The following is an 18109-nucleotide window of genomic DNA, read 5'->3' on the forward strand; positions in this document are numbered from 1 at the left end:
TTTTAGGCCGAAGCTTTTTTATGTTGAAGACTTTTTATAGGTCTAGGTTTGTAATCTTTAGCAATATTTGCAATTGCTTTTATATGATCTGGTGTTGTACCGCAACATCCTCCTAAGATGTTAACTAAACTTTTATCGAGATATTCTTTAGTTTGAATCGCCATTTCATCGGGAGATTCATCGTACTCTCCAAAAGCGTTTGGCAAACCGGCATTGGGATAGGCCGAAACACCATATTGTGTTTTATAAGACAATACTTCTAAATGCGGAGTTAGCTGTTTTGCCCCCAATGCACAATTAAAACCAATACTTAATAATGGAATATGTGAAACTGATATAAGAAAAGCTTCTGCGGTTTGCCCAGATAAGGTTCTACCTGAAGCATCGGTAATCGTACCGCTTACCATCACCGGAATATCCAAATCTAATTCTTCTTTAAGTTCATCTATTGCAAAAAGAGCTGCTTTAGCATTTAAAGTATCGAATACGGTCTCTACCAACAAAATGTCTACTCCTCCTTTTATTAAGGCTCTTGCTTGTTGTTTATACGCGACTCTAAGTTCGTCAAAAGAAATTGCCCGATACCCGGGATCATTTACATCTGGAGACATACTTGCTGTTTTGTTTGTAGGTCCCATCGCTCCGGCAACAAATTTAGGTTGATCGGGATTTGCTTCAGTTAATTCTGTAGCTACTTGTTTAGCGATTTTAGCCGACTCGTAATTTAATTCATCAACGAGTTCTTCCATTTGATAATCGGCCATAGCAATGGTAGTTCCCGAAAATGTATTAGTTTCCACAATATCGGCTCCTGCCTGAAAGTATTTCTTATGGATCGTGGCTATTGCCTCGGGTTGGGTGATAGAAAGGAGATCATTATTTCCCTGTAATGACACCGGCCAATCTTTAAAACGATCGCCACGGAAGTCTTCTTCAGTAAATTTATATTCCTGAAGCATGGTTCCCATTGCTCCATCAAGGATTAATATTTTTTCGGCTAGTAATTCTTCTAATTTCGACATGTTATTCTGTTCTAAACGCTATCAAAAAAGAAGAAAAAGGAAGTCTTGATGTTATCTATCTACGAAAAAAACGTAGTAGAAGGTAGCACCTTCTCTATAATACACAGAGGGTTGCTAAGGTTTCACCGGGTCTAATCCCTCAACCTTTCTTGATAACGCTATTATGTTAATGAACTCAGCCCGCTAATATACGGTGTTCTCTTATAATTACAAGAGAATGAGCGAAAATCTTGATTATCTTCTTTTCAATTTTTACTGAAGAAGGTAGCTAATTCATCAATCCTTTACTGAAATTCATTCTGTTCATTTTTTCCATTGATAAAAAAACAACCAAAAAAAATATAGACTGACGAATCTTGCTTGAAATTGTATGTTCTGAAGTTAAATTTTAGAAACTCGCTTCGCTCAAACAACCTTGTGTTTTTTATGCTTCTCTCCCTTCCAATTTTATAAGGAATTTTCGATAGGCCAAGAATCATTAAAGATCAAAAAGAAAATCAATTATTACTTTACAACTTCCCCATTTACATATACTTCGTAAGATATTTCAGCAGCTTTTTCCAGCATTTTTGCTACCGAGCAGTATTTATCCATTGAAAGCTCTACGGCACGCAGTGCTTTTTGTGGAGTAACATCTCCTTTCAGCATAAAATTTAAATGAATTTTTTTAAAAACATTTGGCACAGCTCCATCTTCTCTAAAGCCTTCTACTTCTACCTGAAGATCTTCTAGCTCTATTTTCTGCTTTTTAAGAATCATCACCACATCAATACTGCTACAACCGGCAATACCACGAAGTAACATATCCATTGGGCTACCTCCCTGTGGGTTTTCTTCAGATTTATTATCTAAATGAACAATATCTCCACGTTCATTTTTGGTCTCAAAGTGATAGGCATCGTTAAGCCTTTTTAGAAAGATTTTCATAGGTCTCAATATTCTTACTATTCTTAAATTAGCTCATTAAAATCTGAGAATCTATATCTAATTAAAAGATCTCATTTCTTCTATTTTAATTCGGAATCAAATATACGAAACGTGCAATGATTCTTTTGTAACCTTTGCTACTTTGAAGTTAGTTATAAAAAACGCCATTTCTGATTTATGAAATGACGTTTTTTACAATATAAGATTTAGATTTCTCCGCTTCGCTACGCTTCGGTCGAAATGACATTGATATCACATTAACACATCACCAAATTGTCTAATTTCTAACAGCAAAGCGATCTAAAGTCTAACTCCTAACCTATACTCTGTACTACTTCTTTTTTGGCTTCTTTTTTAGATCCATCGAATCCTTCTACTCCACCTACCGTAGTATATTTAAGCACATACTTTTTATCTGGGAAAATTCTTTGGTACGCACTCTGACACATAATCGCTGCCTCATGAAAACCGGATAAAATCAGTTTTAATTTTCCTTTATAGGTATTTACATCTCCAATCGCATAAACACCGGGAATATTGGTCGCATAATCATAAGAATTATCCACTTTAATGGCATTCTTTTCGATTTCTAATCCCCAATTTCCAATTGGCCCTAATTTTGGTGATAATCCAAATAGTGGAATAAAATGATCTACATCTCTGAATTCTTCTCCACGTGCTTCATCTTTATGACGAATCACTACCTGTTCTAACTCATTTTCTCCGTTAAGACCCACCACCTCAGCATTAGTGATCATTTCAATTTTACCGAGTTTGGACAATTCAGATACCTTTTCTACAGAATCTAAAGCGCCCCTAAATTCTTTTCTTCGGTGTACCAGGGCTACTTCTTCAGCAACATCAGCTAAATAAATGGCCCAATCTAAAGCAGAATCTCCACCACCGGCAATCACTACTTTCTTATCGCGATATATTTCAGGGTCTTTAATAAAATATTCTACGCCTTTATCTTCATAATCAGTAATATTTTGAATTGGCGGTTTACGAGGTTCAAAAGAACCTAAACCTCCTGCAATGGCTACTACGGGAGCCTGATGCTTTGTTCCTTTATTGGTAGTTACGATAAAGGTTCCATCGTCTAACTTTTCTAAAGTCTCTGCACGTTCTCCTAAAGTAAATCCAGGCTCAAAAGGTTTTATTTGTTCCATCAGATTATTCACCAAATCCCCGGCATTAATTTCCGGGAATGCAGGAATATCATAAATCGGTTTCTTTGGATAAATTTCTGAACATTGCCCACCCGGCTGGGGTAAGGCATCGATTAAATGTGTTTTCAATTTTAATAATCCCGCTTCAAAAACGGTAAATAATCCTGTGGGGCCTGCTCCTATAATTAGGATATCTGTTTTAATCATTTTTATCTCTCTTTACGATTAAGGATTCGGTTATAGTATTTAATTGTTCCACCTTGGCTTCAAAATCGCCTTTAATGGTTTTACGATATTCATTAAGATTTTCGACCATTCGGTTAACATCCTCCGGAATCACTTCTTCAAAAAACTGACGTAAGCGCTTGGCCGTTGTTGGTGATTTTCCGTTGGTGGAAATCGCTATTTTCACATTGCCTTTATTGACAATACCTCCCATATAAAAATCACATAACTCGGGCGTATCGGCAATATTAGCCAGCAAATACCTTCGCTTGGCATGTCGATGTACTCTTTTATTTAACCGGGCATCGTTGGTCGCGGCAACTACAATATGACGTTTTTTTAAATATTTCTTTCGATATCTGCCTTTGATTAATTTTATATCGTGTTTTTTGGCAAGTGCTTCGGTTTCTGGAGCAAACCATTTGGCCACGACCTCTACATTCGCATTAGGACTTGACTTCAATAAGAAATGTAATTTCTCATGCCCTACATTTCCCCCTCCTACAACAAGAATGTTTAGGTTATTTACTTTTAAAAAAACAGGATATAATTCGTTTCTTGCTTTCATATTTTTCTAGCAATTAGCCTTCAGCAAAAATTTCAAAATTCCATGTTTAAAATTCAACAAAACATGATATAGGTTCTTTTTTTTGAAAAAATTTACTTTTTGGTTTTAACAATTAGCTTTAGCAGAAATAACTTACGGTTAACTATCAAAGAGCTTTTAGCTACCTGCCAGCAGTTTTTCTCTAACCTTAATACTAATTTTTCATTAGCTTATTTTCACATCTTCAAATTACCACATTATCACGTGCTATTCTCTTGTCTATGTTCTAACAGCGCAGCGGTCTAATCTCTAACTTCTAATTATGCTGCCCCTATTTTTAAAAATTTTGAATAGGCCGAAGCTGAAAATCCGCTAACTTCTTTGAGTTCTTTAGGCAATTGATGGCTTTCTTTTACAACCTCACCTATTACGATGATTGAAGGTGCAGTAAGTTGTTTTTCTGCAACGACTTTTTCAATAGTCTTTATAGTTCCAAAACCTGATTTTTCATTGATAGTGGTTCCATTTTGAATAATACCCACCGGTGTATCTTCTTTCCCGAATTCACTAAAAATCTTTACGATTTCGGAAAGCTTACTCATTCCCATTAAAATGACAACTGTTGCGGTAGATTGCGCGGCCAGATATACATCACTCGATAATTTCCTAGCAGAAGTTGTTCCTGTAATCACCCAAAAACTTTCTGCAGTTCCGCGCTGCGTAAGCGGAATCCCAACGTTGGCCGGAACAGAAATAGACGAGGTGATTCCTGAAACCACTGCAGTATCTAAGCCTTTACTCCGGGCGTAATTAATCTCTTCAGAACCTCTCCCAAAGATAAAAGGGTCTCCACCTTTAAGTCGAACTACGTGACCACGCTCATTCGCATAATTCACAATAAGATCATTGATTTCATCCTGAGAATATCGATGTTTATTTTTTCGTTTCCCAACATATATATGCTCAGCTTGTGGCGCATAGTCCAATAATTCTCTATTGATAAGCGCATCGTATAAAACTACTTTAGCTGATTTTAGTGTATTTAAAGCTTTTAAAGTGATTAGCTCAGGATCACCCGGACCGGCACCAACTACACTTAATTTTGGTAGATTATACATCTTGTACCTCCTTCGTTCTATAGGCATCTACCCTTTTTAAGAATAAACGCGCATCTTCGATATATTTCTGAGCAAATTCTTCGCTAGGTTCATGTTCATTTAATTGATACGTGAACTCTTTAAAAGAAGTTGAAAGTTCAATTTTACCGGTTTCTACAAATAGCTCGTCAAATTGCGCTATTATTCCGGCTTGGGTATTGGTTTTTACATCGTCGGCTAACAACAATGCTTTTGCTGAATTTACGATTGAAGTATAGGAATGGTAAATAGAATCTGCCCATGCTTTACGATCTAAAGCGCTTTGCGCGTTGTCAATCTTCTCTTCACTTTCAAAAAGTAAGGTGGCAATAAGATCGATCACCACACCGGCACATTCTCCTACTCCAACCGCTTTGATATAAGGTTTTTCATGCCCCCAATCGATAAAATCATTTTCGCTAAGATCTGAGGTATCTGCCAAGTCTTTTAATAAATCGTAGAAATAAGTTTTCCCTTGTCGATCATAATATTGGATAAATTTTTCATCACTTCTTGCATTCGCATCAAAATCATTCAATAAAACTCTTAAGGCTTCCGGGCCGCGTTTACTGGGAACTTTTACCACTTTATCGGCAAAGCGGCCTTCTCCATTTCCTAAAACACCGCCCCCAAGTAATACCTGTAATGCAGGTGCTACGGCTTTCCCCGATTTAATCGACATTCCCTGAAAACCGATTTCAGCCATATTATGCTGCCCGCAGGCATTCATACAACCACTTATTTTTATAGTAATATCCTTCCCATTAATAAACTGCGGATATTCTTCTTTTAAAACATCTTCCAAAACATCTGCAATCCCGGTACTACTGGCAATTCCTAAATTACAAGTATCCGTACCTGGGCAAGCGGTAATATCTACCGTTTTATCGTAACCGGTTTCTGCATACCCCAATTTCTTTAATTCAGTATAGAAAAAGGGTAATAGTTCTTCCCGTACATGACGAACTAAAATATCCTGACGTAAGCTTAGGCGAATTTCGTTTCCCGCGTATTTCTTAATCAAACCGGCTAATTGTCTGGCTCCTCCGGTATAAAAATCACCTAAAGGTACACGTATTCCAATAGCAAATAGTCCTTCCTGTTTCTGCGGGATAACATTGGTATTTCGCCAAACCTTGTAATCCTTTTCATCTTCAATTTTTATTGAAGGAACCTCAATATCCTGAAGTGGTGGAGCAGCCTCGAATTTATCGATATGAAATTCTACTTTTTCTTGAGATAAAGCTTTTTTCTGTTCATCAACTAATTCTAAGAAAGCTTCTAAGCCTATATCCTTGATTAAAAACTTCATTCTCGCTTTTAACCGTTTTGCCCGTTCCCCGTGACGATCAAATACTCGAAGAACCGATTCTATAAGCGGAATAATTTTTTCAGCTTCAATAAAATCATATAATTTATCGGCATGGCGCGGTTGTGAACCCAGTCCGCCACCCAACATTACTTTAAAGCCTCGTTTTCCGTTTTTTAACTTCGGAATAAACCCAAGATCATGGATATAGCTTAAGGCCGTATCCTCATCTGTTGCAGAAAATGCAATTTTAAACTTACGTCCCATTTCCTGGCAAATTGGGTTCCGTAGAAAAAATCGAAAAGCAGCATCAGCATAAGGGGAAACATCAAAAGGTTCATCAACATCAATCCCGGCTGTTGGCGACGCCGTAATATTTCTTACAGTATTTCCACAGGCCTCACGGAGTGTAATATCATCCTTTTCAAGCTGCGCCCAAAGTTCGGGCGTACGATCTAAGCTTACATAATGAATCTGGATATCCTGGCGGGTAGTGATATGTAGTCTTCCGGTAGAATATTCATCAGATACATCAGCAATACGATGTAATTGCTCTGAAGTTACTTTTCCAAAAGGCAGTTTTATACGAACCATTTGTACACCAGCCTGCCTTTGGCCGTAAACTCCACGCGCAAGGCGCAGGCTTCGGAATTTCTCTTCATCTGCTTTGCCTTCGCGAAACAGTCGAATTTTCTTTTCTAAATCGATGATGTCTTTTTCGACAACAGGATTTTCAATTTCGGTTCTAAAACTTTGCATGGATAATTTATTTTAATTGAGAGGAATCTGTTTAAAACAGAAGGAAACAAAAAAGTCCTTTTCAGTTTACACTTAAAAGGACTTTATATATAACTAAATACAATGATGACTTTTAAGTGCATATTATGCTACGCAAACACATCGATTTAAACCACATCACTTTTGTATTTACAATAAATTTCATCTTTAATATTGCTTAAATTAAATATCACTTTTATTACGCGTGTAGTCCACATTCTCTATTGGACAATACTTTTGTCGGATCAAAATATTTATGCTCATTAGGAAGATTATACTCTTCTAAATAAAGATCCAGTTTTTCATCACTCCAATGATAAAAAGGACTTACTTTTAAAAGACCATCCTTACTGTAGCTAAGAATATCGATACTATCACGGAAAGCAGTTTGTCCTTTACGGAGATTGGTAAACCAGATATCCGGCTGCTGCTCTCTCATCGCTCTTTGAAAAGGTTCTAATTTTACCTGACGGGTAAATTCATCGTGATCTGAACTATCTACCTGCGGAATTCCACCAAACATCGCATCACGATAGGCAGCAGTTTGCTTGGGTATATAAATTTTAACATTTAGATCCAGAATATCAATCACCTCTTTAGCATGCTTATAGGTTTGCGGAGTATTATAGCCGGTATCACACCAAACCACCTGAACATCAGATTTGATTTTAGAAACGGCATGTAAAATTGCCACCTCATAAGGTCTAAAATTAGTTGTTACTACGGGTCGCTTACTGTTTAAAATCACCCATTGGATAATTTCTTCAGGGCCTATGCCTTTTAATTGCTGATTAAGGATTTTTAATTCTTTCTCTGTATACCTTTTCATAATCTTATCTTTCCTGAAGTCCACTTTTTCATCTAATTCCACTAAACCTATTGTCCTATAGATTTAGTAGGTTAATAACACAAAAGTAAACTTCCTTTTTTTATACACCAACAAATTGTTGGTTATTTTTTGATTTTTAACATTTTTTATTTAAAAATACATCTAGCTTAAATCGGCCAGTGTATTTTCACCAAGCACATTTAAGGTGCTATCACGAACCTGAATCATTAATTTATGAACAGCACAGGTTTGCTCATCAGGGCAGTCTTCGCATTTTTCATAATAATTAAGACTTACACAGGGAACCATTGCTATAGGGCCTTCTAATACTCTAATGATGGCAGTCATTTTAATATCTTCGGGTTCCTTAATAAGATAATAACCTCCGCCCTTGCCTTTTTTTGAGCCTAAAAATCCCGATTTACGCAGTATTAATAGAATACTTTCCAGAAACTTAAGCGAGATATTTTCACTCTTCGCAATTTCCGAAGTTTGCACAGGATTTCTTTCTGGTTGCCTTGCTATAAAGGTTAAGGCTTTAATTCCGTATTTTGTTTTCTTTGAAAGCATACGGCGAAGATAAATAATTTTAATATTTCAACTTCACCATACACTTTCTCAAAAATTCATTTAATGTTGAAGAACGTACTGATGGTCGCCATCTGCCATCTTAACTGAAGGGACTTAAGATAAGGCTTGTTTTATATCTTCAATAATATCATCAATATGTTCTAATCCAACCGAGGTTCTAATCAATCCATCAGTTATCCCTACTTCTAAACGATCTTCTTCACTTAACTTGCTGTGGGTTGTACTTGCCGGATGGGTAACGATGCTTCTGGTATCCCCTAAATTGGCACTTCTAGAACACATTTTTACTGAGTTTACGAATTTTCTCCCGGCAGCGATCCCTCCTTTAATTTCAAAAGAAATAATATTGCCTCCTAAACGCATTTGTTTTTTTGCAATCTCGTATTGCGGATGGGATTTTAGGAACGGATATTTTACTTGCTGAACATTAGGATGGTTTTCTAAGAATTCGGCTAATTTCAGAGCATTTTCAGAATGCTTTTCTAAACGTACTGCTAAAGTTTCTAAACTCTTTGAAAGAATCCATGCATTAAAAGGGCTGAGTGCCGGGCCGGTATTTCTGGAAAATAAGTAAATCTCCCTAATAAGATCGGCATTTCCCACGGTAACTCCGCCTAAGACCCTTCCCTGCCCATCAATCATCTTTGTAGCCGAATGGATCACCAAATGCGCTCCATACTTAATAGGATTTTGAATATAAGGAGTTGCAAAGCAGTTATCGATTACTAAAATTAGCTTATGTTTTTTAGCAATTTCGCTAAGTACTTCTAAATCGATAATATCGACACCGGGATTGGTTGGTGTTTCGGCAAAAATGATTTTTGTTTCAGGCTTGATTAATCTTTCAATAGCATCTACTTCATCAATCTTAAAATAACTGTGTGAAATATTCCATTTTGGAAAAAACTTTGTAAAAAGAGAATGAGTACTTCCAAAAACCGATCTTGAGGAAATTATATGATCCCCGCTATTTAATAAAGCTGCAAGGGTAGAAAACACAGCACTCATCCCGGTAGCAAAAGCATAACCTGTTTCTGCCCCTTCCATTTTAGCTATTTTTTCAACAAATTCTGACGTATTGGGGTTCGAGAACCTGCTATAAATATTTCTTTCTTTTTCTTCGGAAAATGAAGCTCGCATATCCTCAGCATCTTCAAAGATATAACTTGAGGTTAGGTACAAAGGAGATGAATGTTCTAAAAACTGTGAACGTTCTATCTGAGTACGTATAGCTTCAGTTTCAAAATGTGGAGTAGACATACTATAAGGGTTTTATATCTTTAATTACTAGTATTTTTAAGAGTAAGCTCATCAAAAGTACTCATTATTTTATTCTCACTTTATATTTTTGAAAATACCAATTTCAAATCAGCTTTTAAATCTTCGATATCTTCAAGACCTACAGACAAACGTATTAAATCCTTAGAAACACCAGTGGCTTGCTGTGCTTTATCATCAAGTTGTTGATGGGTGGTGCTAGCAGGATGAATAATTAAAGATTTTGTATCTCCTATGTTAGCCAATAAGGAGAATAATTTTGTTTCGTTAGCGATAATCTTAGCAGAATCATACCCCCCTTTCACTCCAAAAGTAAGAACGCCACTCTGTCCCTCTGGCAAATATTCCTGAGCCAGTTTGTAATATGGACTATCGCTTAATCCCGGATAGTTTACCCAGGTTACCACTTCTTGTTCTTGCAACCATTTAGCCAGTGCCAAAGCATTTTCGCTATGCCCCTTAATTCTTATTTTTAAAGTTTCAAGTCCCTGAATTATCTGGAAAGCATTGAATGGACTTAAGGCCGCCCCGTAATCACGTAATCCTTCTACCCTTATTTTGGCTATAAAAGCAGCATTACCTAAAGCTTCATGATATATCAATCCATGATATCCAGGCGAAGGTTCTGTAAATTCAGGAAAATTACCGCTAGCCCAGTCAAACGTACCGGCATCGATGATAGCGCCGCCTAAAGATGTTCCATTACCACTAATGTACTTTGTTAGAGATTCTATTACGATATTGGCGCCAAACTCAATTGGTTTTAATAAATAAGGGGTGGCTACTGTATTATCTACAATAAAGGGGATCTTATGTGCTTTGGCTTGTTTAGAGATATTTTTTAAGTCTAAGACATCTAATTTGGGATTTCCCAAAGACTCTGCAAAGATAGCTCTTGTATTTTCCTGGACAGCTTCCCCAAAATTCTCAGGTTTTGAGGGATCTACAAAAGTAGTGGTGATCCCAAGTCTTGGTAGTGTTACGCTTAACAGGTTATAAGTACCTCCATACAAACTGCTGGAAGCCACGATATGATCGCCTGCTTTTAGTAAGGTTAATAAAGTGGTATTAATAGCCGCTGTTCCAGATGCGGTTACTACCGCGCCAATTCCTCCTTCTAAAGCAGCCAGTCTTTGTTCTAAGATATCGTTAGTAGGATTATTTAAACGGGTATAAATATATCCCGGTTGTGCTAACGAAAACCTCCCGGCTGCCTCATCGGCATCTTTAAAAACATAAGAAGTGGTTTGGTAAATAGGAACAGCTCTTGTTCCTCCGTGAATGGTTACATCGTGACCTGCATGTAAAGCGTTTGTAGCAAATTTATTTAAACTCATTTTTTTATTCTTTAAGATTCATAAGCGATCTCCCTTTATCAGGCTATTGCCCGGGAGATCTTATTCGATTAACCTTTCCTGTTTGGGCAATAGCAAATCATGCTTTTATTTGTCATCATTTGCAGTATTAAAATTTATGGCAAAAAAAAGCCGCTGTAAAATACAGCGGCTCATTTTGCAAATTATAGTTTTAATTTTAAGCAATAGCGCGCGCTGCGGAAATTCTCCACATCATAAAGCGCATCATATTGTTTAAAATCATTTCTCTCATGTTTTCGTGATACAAAGATAAATGCGAAAATAATTCAAAACCAAAATTTTTTGAGTAAAAAATTTAAATATTAATATGTAGTGAGCTAAGAATTAACTAAAAACAGGCTTAATATGATACCGAAACCTCAGTAAAACAAGCGATATGCTATGAATTTAAACAAACTAATTATTTTAATAAAAAATCCATTCCCAGATTTCAAACTAAAAAGAAGTTAAAGAAAGTTGGAGTAAAAACAATTTTTATACATTTGTAGCCAGATTAATAACAGGGAAAGATTTGACTGATTGCAACCCTAATACTTCTAATCATTTTAGAAGTATGCCAAAGAAAATAATTTGGTTAAAATGCTAAAGCAGTAATACTTTTATAGTCTGCCTTTACGTCAAATTTATCCCTTCTTTTTATAATATAAAGCGTAGATTTATGGCTTACTTATTTACTTCAGAAAGTGTTTCTGAAGGACACCCAGATAAGATTGCAGATCAGATTAGTGATACTTTATTGGATAATTTTCTGGCTTTTGATGAAGAATCAAAAGTAGCCTGCGAAACTTTAGTAACAACAGGACAGGTAGTATTAGCCGGCGAAGTTCGCTCTAACACGTATCTGGACGTACAACAAATCGCCCGTGACGTAATCAATGACATTGGATACACAAAAGGTGCTTATCAATTTAGCGGGGATTCTTGTGGTGTGATTTCTTTAATCCACGAGCAATCACCAGATATTAATCAGGGTGTAGACCGTGCTACCAAAGAAGAACAGGGGGCTGGCGACCAGGGAATGATGTTTGGTTATGCTACTACAGAGACCGCTAACTTTATGCCTTTGGCTTTAGATATTTCTCACAAAATGGTGTACGAACTTGCTGAGCTAAGACGCGAAGGAAACGAAATTCCTTATTTACGCCCAGACGCGAAAAGCCAGGTAACTATCGAATATAGTGATGACAATATTCCCCAGCGCATCGTAGCCATCGTACTTTCCACACAGCATGATCAGTTTATGGAAAATGATGAGGAAATGTTGGCTAAAATTAAGAAAGATATTATTGAGATCCTAATGCCGCGTGTCATTGCACAACTCCCTGAATATGTACAGGAATTGTTTAACAATGACATCAAATATCATATAAACCCTACCGGAAAATTTGTAATTGGCGGACCGCATGGAGATGCCGGACTTACCGGTAGAAAAATCATCGTGGATACTTACGGTGGTAAAGGTGCTCATGGTGGTGGTGCTTTTTCTGGTAAAGATCCTAGTAAAGTAGACCGCTCTGCAGCTTATGCTTCCAGACATATTGCCAAAAACCTGGTCGCAGCCGGAGTTGCAGACGAAGTTTTGGTTCAGGTATCGTATGCTATTGGTGTGGTAGAACCAACTTCGATTTCTGTAGATACTTATGGAACATCTAAAGTGGCAATGAGCAATGGTGAGATCGCTAAAAAAGTAGGTGAAATTTTTGATATGCGACCTTTCGCTATCGAAGAGCGCTTAAATCTTAGAAATCCTATTTATCGCGAAACTGCTGCTTATGGGCATATGGGAAAAGAACCCAAAAAAGTAACCAAGATCTTTAAAAGTCCTTATAACGGCGAAATTAAGAAAGAAGTAGAACTATTTACATGGGAAAAATTAGACTATGTAGATAAGGTAAAAGATGCTTTTGGATTATAGTTATTATACCTAAGATCCAAAAGCTTATTGGCACCTCCAATAGAGGATACCAGAGGATACCACGATACCGATAATTAGTCACCGGGAAGCTCTGAAATTGTAAAAGGTTTTCTGGTCCACTTCTCATGGACATACTGCTAATTTATAGATTTGAATAGCTTATGAAATTACTTGGAACCCATAAAAATTTAAAATATTACCTATCAAATGATATTAAAGCATTTTATTTTTCTCCAATTTTAGCCTATGTAAAGTATAAACTAGACGAAGACTGGGATGATTATAACGAGTTTTTTCATGCGTGCCGCCTTTTCGAAAATTTAAAGAAAAACGATAAGCTTAGCATCGATTCACATTTACTATTTAAAAACGATCATTTGATAGGTTGCGCATTTATTGTGCGTGGTAATATCGCAGATAACGAAGGACGATATACGATTATTGAGGAAAAAACGGCTCTTCAAATCAAATACTTTCACATTACCGAAAAAGGTAAGGGATATGGCAAAAACTGGTTAAAAGAAATAATAATTCCATATTATTCGGAATTAGAATACAAAAGGATTTATGTAAATTCCAGTCACCCGCTTTCCTTCGCTTTCTACGAAAGATTGGGGGAACGAATTGCCAATTATACACAACCTAGCGATAATAATCTATTTGAAAGAAAAGGTGCAAGTTTTCTCTTAAATTTAGAGTATCCTAAATAAGTAGTTACTAAAATAAGCCGTAGGCCATATAAAATTAGATTAACAGTAATAAACTAGCAAAATCCCCTCGTCATAAGGGGATTTTTTATTACACCTACTTTTTTTATTAAAAATATTAACGTTTATTTGAGAGGTTATTAACATTTTTATGAAGCGCTTACAATCAATCTGCACGTTTATCACGTGTATTTGGCTATGTGCTGTTTCAGCACAAAGTAATCAGGTCTTTCAATCAAAAACACCAAACTGGGTTACTCCAATAGAGGCTAAACTCTCTTCAGAAAAAAAAGAACTCGATAATGCTCCTTTTCTTTATCTGCTTGTCGATTCACAATACAATTTAATTGAGCAAAAGGCCTATCGTCACATGGCTTTTAAAGTTCTTAATAGTGAAGGTGTGCAGGAAATGAGCGATTTCACTATTGAATTTGATCCCGATTTTCAAAGCTTGTTTATACACAAAATCAATATTTACCGTGAAGGAAAAGTCATTGACCAGTTAGATTTAAACCAAATTAAAACCGTACAGCGTGAAACCAATTTAGAGCGGCATTTATATGATGGCTCCCTTTCTGCTCTTTTTAATCTAACAGAAGTAAGAGTAGGCGACATCATTGAATATAGCTATACACGCCAGGGATTTACCCCTGTTCATCATGGAAAGTTTTCTACAGAAGAGTATTTGGAATATTCGCTTCCCGTGGTATATATCTACGGAAGATATATTGTTCCTAAGACAGAACCCCTAGAGATCAGGTTTTTTAACGGAAATACTAAACCCGAAATTACAGCGCATGCAAACTATATAGAATATGTAGTAAAAAACGAAAATCCCGAAACCACTCTTTACGATGCAAACGTACCAGTTTGGTATGATGCATCACAATCTTACCAGATCTCCCAGTTTCAATCCTGGAATGATGTGGCTAAAAATTATAATCAGTATTATCAAATATCAGCTGCAGATAGAAACTGGTTACACGCAAAGGCCAAAGAAATTGTGGAAGCCGATACCATTTTCGATGATTCCATTGTTCCGTTAGTTAGGTTTGTTCAGGATAAAATAAGGTATTTAGGTTTCGAAAATGGCTTAAGCTCCCATAAACCCAGTAATCCTAAAGATATTTTTAACCGCAGATATGGTGATTGTAAAGACAAATCCTTTTTGCTGAGTGAACTTTTAAAGTCCTATCAAATCGATGCGCACCCAATTCTGGTTAATTCTTCTTTCGGAAACACCATAAATGAAGATTTACCATCTCCAAATTCTTTTGATCATTGCATTGTGCAGTATAAAAAATTCAATAAGGATTATTTTATTGATCCCACGATAAGCAATCAGGGCATTGATGCTGAAGAAATCTTCACACCAGATTATGGGTACGGACTTATTTTAGATGATAACACTACAGCACTTACTAAATTCGAAAAACCTGATTACGGAAAAGCCAATATCACTGAAACCTTTATTATCGATTCTATTGGAGGGTCAACACGACTTAAAGTAGAAACGGTTTATACGGGTTCTAAAGCAGATAATACCAGGGCCGAATTTAATGCGAACGGTTTAAGCAGTATTCAAAAAAGCTATCTTGATTTCTATAGTCTTGCCTATAATGATATCGAAGTAGCTCAAGATATGTATTTTAAAGATGACCGTAACCAAAAGAATACCTTTACGGTCTACGAAGAATATGTAATCCCTAATCACTGGGCAGCAATGCCAGAGGATCCCGAGCAGATCTATTCAGAATACTACGCATTGGCAATCGATAATTTTATGTTTCCGCAGAAAACTGCAAAACGTAAATCTCCTTATTATATTAACGAAAGCACTAATGTCGATTATAATATCGTCATTTTCACCCCTGAAAAATGGAGCATTAAACCCGACTATTATAAATCAGACAATCCTTATTTTGAATATACCTATGAAACCAAATACTCGAATGCCAGGATTGACCTTATCCATAAATACAAAGCTTTAAGTGATCATGTACCTGCTGAAGATTATTCAGAATTTCTAAAAGCGCACGAAAAAGCCTCGGAAAATATATCGTATTACCTTACCTATAATACAGGAATGGCTCAAAGTTTAGCCGCTACGGGTGATTCTGATATTTCCTGGTTTGCAGTTATTTTATTTTTAGTGGTATTTACCGGTGTGGGATTTCTATGTCGTTTAATTTATACCAACTACGAGATTCCGTCAAAAGCACATCCAGATGATCATCGTCCCATTGGGGGTTGGTTAGTTTTAATAGCAATAGGGCTTTGTATTTCTCCAATACTTAGCTTCTTTCCTATGATCAGCAATGATTATTTCACCTCTAATTATTTTTCACTTTGGTCCACCGGGAATGAAGCTTTAGTATTACTTGTATTTTTTGAAGTTATTTTCAACGCTGCTTCGATTGCTTTTAATATTTTAATATTGATCATTTTCTTTAAAAGAAGATCAATCGCTCCAAGACTGATAATTGCCTTTTATGCCTTTAATCTTATAGGCTTAAGTATAGATGCTCTGGCGGCATCAACTATTCCATCTATACAGTCTATAACCGCGACTGCAGACATCTACAGTGAAGTACTAAAATCATTAATCAGCTGCTTGATATGGATTCCTTATTTTATATATTCTGAACGAGTTAAGGATACTTTTGTAAATACTTATAAAAAGCACAACACAGCAGCAAATGACATTGAAAACATGGATCTAATTAAAGATTAGGGTTAACTATTTAAAATACAAACCCAAAACGACCAAAATCCCCCAAATAGCTTCAGGGGATTTTTTAGTTTAACTATTGTTATGATTCTTTTCGATTTTATCCTTTTCTTCGGAAACCTTTAACAGCAGCGGGGCTTTTTAATCCTTAAATTTAGAAGGATAACAAAAGCAATCCCATGTCCTTTTTCAAAAAAGTTAGAAACACGGTAAACCTGTTAAAGTCGGTTGATATGGATCAACTGGCAAAAATCAACCAACAAATTGATTTATCTGAAGCCATGAAGACTTTAGGTAAATTAGATGAGCGCCAACTTGCCGGACTCATGAAAATGTTAAAAACAAAGCGTCACAAATCGCAAAGTGACCTCCCTCCTATAGATGGCGATTTTTACAATCTGGATTACAAACTTACCAAAGAACAGCGTGAATTGCAGATGAAAGTACGCCATCTTATGGAAGATGAGATTCGGCCTTTAGTCAATGATCACTGGAATCGGGCAAAATTCCCATTCGAGATCATCGAAAAATTCAAAAAACTGAATATTGCCGGTATTCCTTACGAAGGCTATGGTTGCCCTAATCTTCCATTTTTAATGGAAGGGATTATTGCTCAGGAAATTGCCAGGGTAGATGTTTCTACCTCAACTTTCTTTGGTGTTCACAGTGGCTTGGCTATGGGCTCTATTTATTTATGCGGTAGCGAAGAACAAAAGCAAAAATGGCTTCCACAGATGCAAAAACTAGAGAAAATTGGGGCTTTCGGATTAACCGAACCTAACGTAGGCTCTGGTGTGGCCGGTGGATTAGAAACCACCTGTAAGTTTGATGGTGAAAACTGGATTTTAAACGGACAAAAAAAATGGATTGGTAATGCCACTTTCGCCGATGTGACTATTATTTGGGCACGTGATGAAGATAGCAACCAGGTGAAAGGATTTTTGGTAGAAAAAGACAATCCAGGCTTTAAAGCTGAAAAAATGGAAGATAAAATGGCACTTCGTATCGTACAAAATGCCATTATCACGCTTACGGATTGTAAAGTTGCAGAGAGTGATCGATTGCAAAACGCCAATTCGTTTAAAGATACGGCCAATGTATTACGAATGACGCGTGCCGGTGTGGCCTGGCAGGCAGTGGGCTGTGCTCGTGGTGCCTATGAAAGTGCTTTAAAGTATACCCGAAAAAGAGAACAATTTGGGCGACCAATTGCTTCGTATCAATTAGTACAAAACCATCTGGTAGAAATGGTTTCTAACCTTACTGCCATGCAAACTTTATGTTTTAGACTTTCAGAAATGCAGGATCAGGATATGCTTACCGATGAGCATGCCTCTTTAGCTAAAGTTTACTGCAGTATGAGGATGCGGGATGTGGTAAGCCGTGCTCGTGAAGTAATGGGCGGTAACGGAATTTTACTAGAACACGATGTTGCTCGTTTTGTAGCCGACGCCGAGGCTATTTATAGTTACGAGGGAACCAAGGAAATAAACTCATTAATAGTGGGTAGAGCCATTACAGGCTATAGTGCTTTTGTTAGCTAACAATCAAATTAAAAATCAAAACCCTA

14 protein-coding genes and 1 riboswitch are annotated in these 18109 nt (G+C 36.6%); of the genes, 4 read left to right on the forward strand and 10 right to left on the reverse strand.

The features are described from left to right. Nucleotides 1-2: 2 nt before the first annotated feature. From ZPR_RS17160 to ZPR_RS17205, 10 genes are all read right to left on the reverse strand, one after another. Entirely contained in the window at nucleotides 3-1022 is a 1020-nt protein-coding gene (locus ZPR_RS17160) for a homocysteine S-methyltransferase family protein (RefSeq protein WP_013073020.1), read from the reverse strand. 48 nt (nucleotides 1023-1070) lie between these two features. Continuing rightward, nucleotides 1071-1181, reverse strand: a riboswitch (SAM riboswitch). Nucleotides 1182-1526: 345 nt separating this feature from the next. Continuing rightward, nucleotides 1527-1949, reverse strand: coding sequence for an OsmC family protein (locus ZPR_RS17165; protein ID WP_013073021.1), 423 nt, complete (start codon nucleotides 1947-1949; stop codon nucleotides 1527-1529). 314 nt (nucleotides 1950-2263) lie between these two features. Continuing rightward, nucleotides 2264-3325: an NAD(P)/FAD-dependent oxidoreductase gene (locus tag ZPR_RS17170; RefSeq protein ID WP_013073022.1), complete on the reverse strand. Its 1062-nt coding sequence runs from the start codon at nucleotides 3323-3325 to the stop codon at nucleotides 2264-2266. After that, nucleotides 3318-3911 (reverse strand): precorrin-2 dehydrogenase/sirohydrochlorin ferrochelatase family protein, encoded by a 594-nt coding sequence (locus ZPR_RS17175; RefSeq protein WP_013073023.1) that lies wholly within the window; start codon nucleotides 3909-3911, stop codon nucleotides 3318-3320. Before ZPR_RS17175 ends, ZPR_RS17170 begins: the two co-directional genes overlap by 8 nt. A gap of 299 nt (nucleotides 3912-4210) precedes the next feature. Continuing rightward, nucleotides 4211-5035 carry a uroporphyrinogen-III C-methyltransferase gene (cobA, locus tag ZPR_RS17180; protein ID WP_233421320.1) on the reverse strand — a complete coding sequence of 275 codons (825 nt, stop codon included), beginning with the start codon at nucleotides 5033-5035 and terminating at the stop codon, nucleotides 4211-4213. Next, on the reverse strand, nucleotides 5001-7094 hold the full coding sequence (locus ZPR_RS17185) for a HEPN domain-containing protein (protein WP_013073025.1): 2094 nt from the start codon (nucleotides 7092-7094) through the stop codon (nucleotides 5001-5003). Before ZPR_RS17185 ends, cobA begins: the two co-directional genes overlap by 35 nt. 217 nt (nucleotides 7095-7311) lie before the next feature. Then, nucleotides 7312-7941: a phosphoadenosine phosphosulfate reductase domain-containing protein gene (locus ZPR_RS17190; RefSeq protein WP_041580085.1), complete on the reverse strand. Its 630-nt coding sequence runs from the start codon at nucleotides 7939-7941 to the stop codon at nucleotides 7312-7314. 162 nt (nucleotides 7942-8103) lie between these two features. Further along, a complete protein-coding gene (locus ZPR_RS17195; RefSeq protein WP_013073027.1) occupies nucleotides 8104-8511 on the reverse strand; it encodes an RrF2 family transcriptional regulator in 408 nt (135 codons plus the stop codon). 114 nt (nucleotides 8512-8625) lie between these two features. Further along, the gene (locus ZPR_RS17200; protein WP_013073028.1) at nucleotides 8626-9792 is read right to left on the reverse strand and encodes a trans-sulfuration enzyme family protein; all 1167 of its coding nucleotides are present in this window, start codon (nucleotides 9790-9792) and stop codon (nucleotides 8626-8628) included. 80 nt (nucleotides 9793-9872) lie between these two features. Continuing rightward, the gene (locus ZPR_RS17205; RefSeq protein WP_013073029.1) at nucleotides 9873-11147 is read right to left on the reverse strand and encodes an O-acetylhomoserine aminocarboxypropyltransferase/cysteine synthase family protein; all 1275 of its coding nucleotides are present in this window, start codon (nucleotides 11145-11147) and stop codon (nucleotides 9873-9875) included. A 697-nt stretch (nucleotides 11148-11844) separates the two neighbouring features. On the opposite strand from ZPR_RS17205, the gene metK reads away from it, so the two are divergent. The 4 genes from metK to ZPR_RS17225 all read left to right on the forward strand — a co-directional run bounded on the left by metK (nucleotide 11845) and on the right by ZPR_RS17225 (nucleotide 18083). Next, complete coding sequence (gene metK / locus ZPR_RS17210) at nucleotides 11845-13101, forward strand: methionine adenosyltransferase (RefSeq protein ID WP_013073030.1); 1257 nt, start codon at nucleotides 11845-11847, stop codon at nucleotides 13099-13101. A 161-nt stretch (nucleotides 13102-13262) separates the two neighbouring features. Beyond that, nucleotides 13263-13811, forward strand: coding sequence for a hypothetical protein (locus ZPR_RS17215; RefSeq protein ID WP_013073031.1), 549 nt, complete (start codon nucleotides 13263-13265; stop codon nucleotides 13809-13811). Between the two features lie 148 nt (nucleotides 13812-13959). Continuing rightward, on the forward strand, nucleotides 13960-16542 hold the full coding sequence (locus ZPR_RS17220; protein WP_013073032.1) for a DUF3857 domain-containing protein: 2583 nt from the start codon (nucleotides 13960-13962) through the stop codon (nucleotides 16540-16542). A gap of 176 nt (nucleotides 16543-16718) precedes the next feature. Continuing rightward, nucleotides 16719-18083: an acyl-CoA dehydrogenase family protein gene (locus ZPR_RS17225; protein ID WP_013073033.1), complete on the forward strand. Its 1365-nt coding sequence runs from the start codon at nucleotides 16719-16721 to the stop codon at nucleotides 18081-18083. The last annotated feature ends 26 nt before the right edge of the window (nucleotides 18084-18109 follow it).

Source organism: Zunongwangia profunda SM-A87 (genome assembly GCF_000023465.1).
In the GTDB taxonomy this organism is placed as follows: domain Bacteria; phylum Bacteroidota; class Bacteroidia; order Flavobacteriales; family Flavobacteriaceae; genus Zunongwangia; species Zunongwangia profunda.

Excerpts from the sequence above, each read along its gene's own strand:
- ZPR_RS17205 (WP_013073029.1), bottom strand. The coding sequence starts at position 11,147 with ATGAGTTTAAATAAATTTGCTACAAACGCTTTACATGCAGGTCACGAT.
- ZPR_RS17215 (WP_013073031.1), top strand. The coding sequence starts at position 13,263 with ATGAAATTACTTGGAACCCATAAAAATTTAAAATATTACCTATCAAAT.
- ZPR_RS17225 (WP_013073033.1), top strand. The coding sequence starts at position 16,719 with ATGTCCTTTTTCAAAAAAGTTAGAAACACGGTAAACCTGTTAAAGTCG.
- ZPR_RS17190 (WP_041580085.1), bottom strand. The coding sequence starts at position 7,941 with ATGAAAAGGTATACAGAGAAAGAATTAAAAATCCTTAATCAGCAATTA.
- ZPR_RS17175 (WP_013073023.1), bottom strand. The coding sequence starts at position 3,911 with ATGAAAGCAAGAAACGAATTATATCCTGTTTTTTTAAAAGTAAATAAC.
- ZPR_RS17165 (WP_013073021.1), bottom strand. The coding sequence starts at position 1,949 with ATGAAAATCTTTCTAAAAAGGCTTAACGATGCCTATCACTTTGAGACC.
- ZPR_RS17220 (WP_013073032.1), top strand. The coding sequence starts at position 13,960 with ATGAAGCGCTTACAATCAATCTGCACGTTTATCACGTGTATTTGGCTA.
- ZPR_RS17160 (WP_013073020.1), bottom strand. The coding sequence starts at position 1,022 with ATGTCGAAATTAGAAGAATTACTAGCCGAAAAAATATTAATCCTTGAT.
- ZPR_RS17195 (WP_013073027.1), bottom strand. The coding sequence starts at position 8,511 with ATGCTTTCAAAGAAAACAAAATACGGAATTAAAGCCTTAACCTTTATA.
- ZPR_RS17185 (WP_013073025.1), bottom strand. The coding sequence starts at position 7,094 with ATGCAAAGTTTTAGAACCGAAATTGAAAATCCTGTTGTCGAAAAAGAC.
- cobA (WP_233421320.1), bottom strand. The coding sequence starts at position 5,035 with ATGCCTATAGAACGAAGGAGGTACAAGATGTATAATCTACCAAAATTA.
- metK (WP_013073030.1), top strand. The coding sequence starts at position 11,845 with ATGGCTTACTTATTTACTTCAGAAAGTGTTTCTGAAGGACACCCAGAT.
- ZPR_RS17200 (WP_013073028.1), bottom strand. The coding sequence starts at position 9,792 with ATGTCTACTCCACATTTTGAAACTGAAGCTATACGTACTCAGATAGAA.
- ZPR_RS17170 (WP_013073022.1), bottom strand. The coding sequence starts at position 3,325 with ATGATTAAAACAGATATCCTAATTATAGGAGCAGGCCCCACAGGATTA.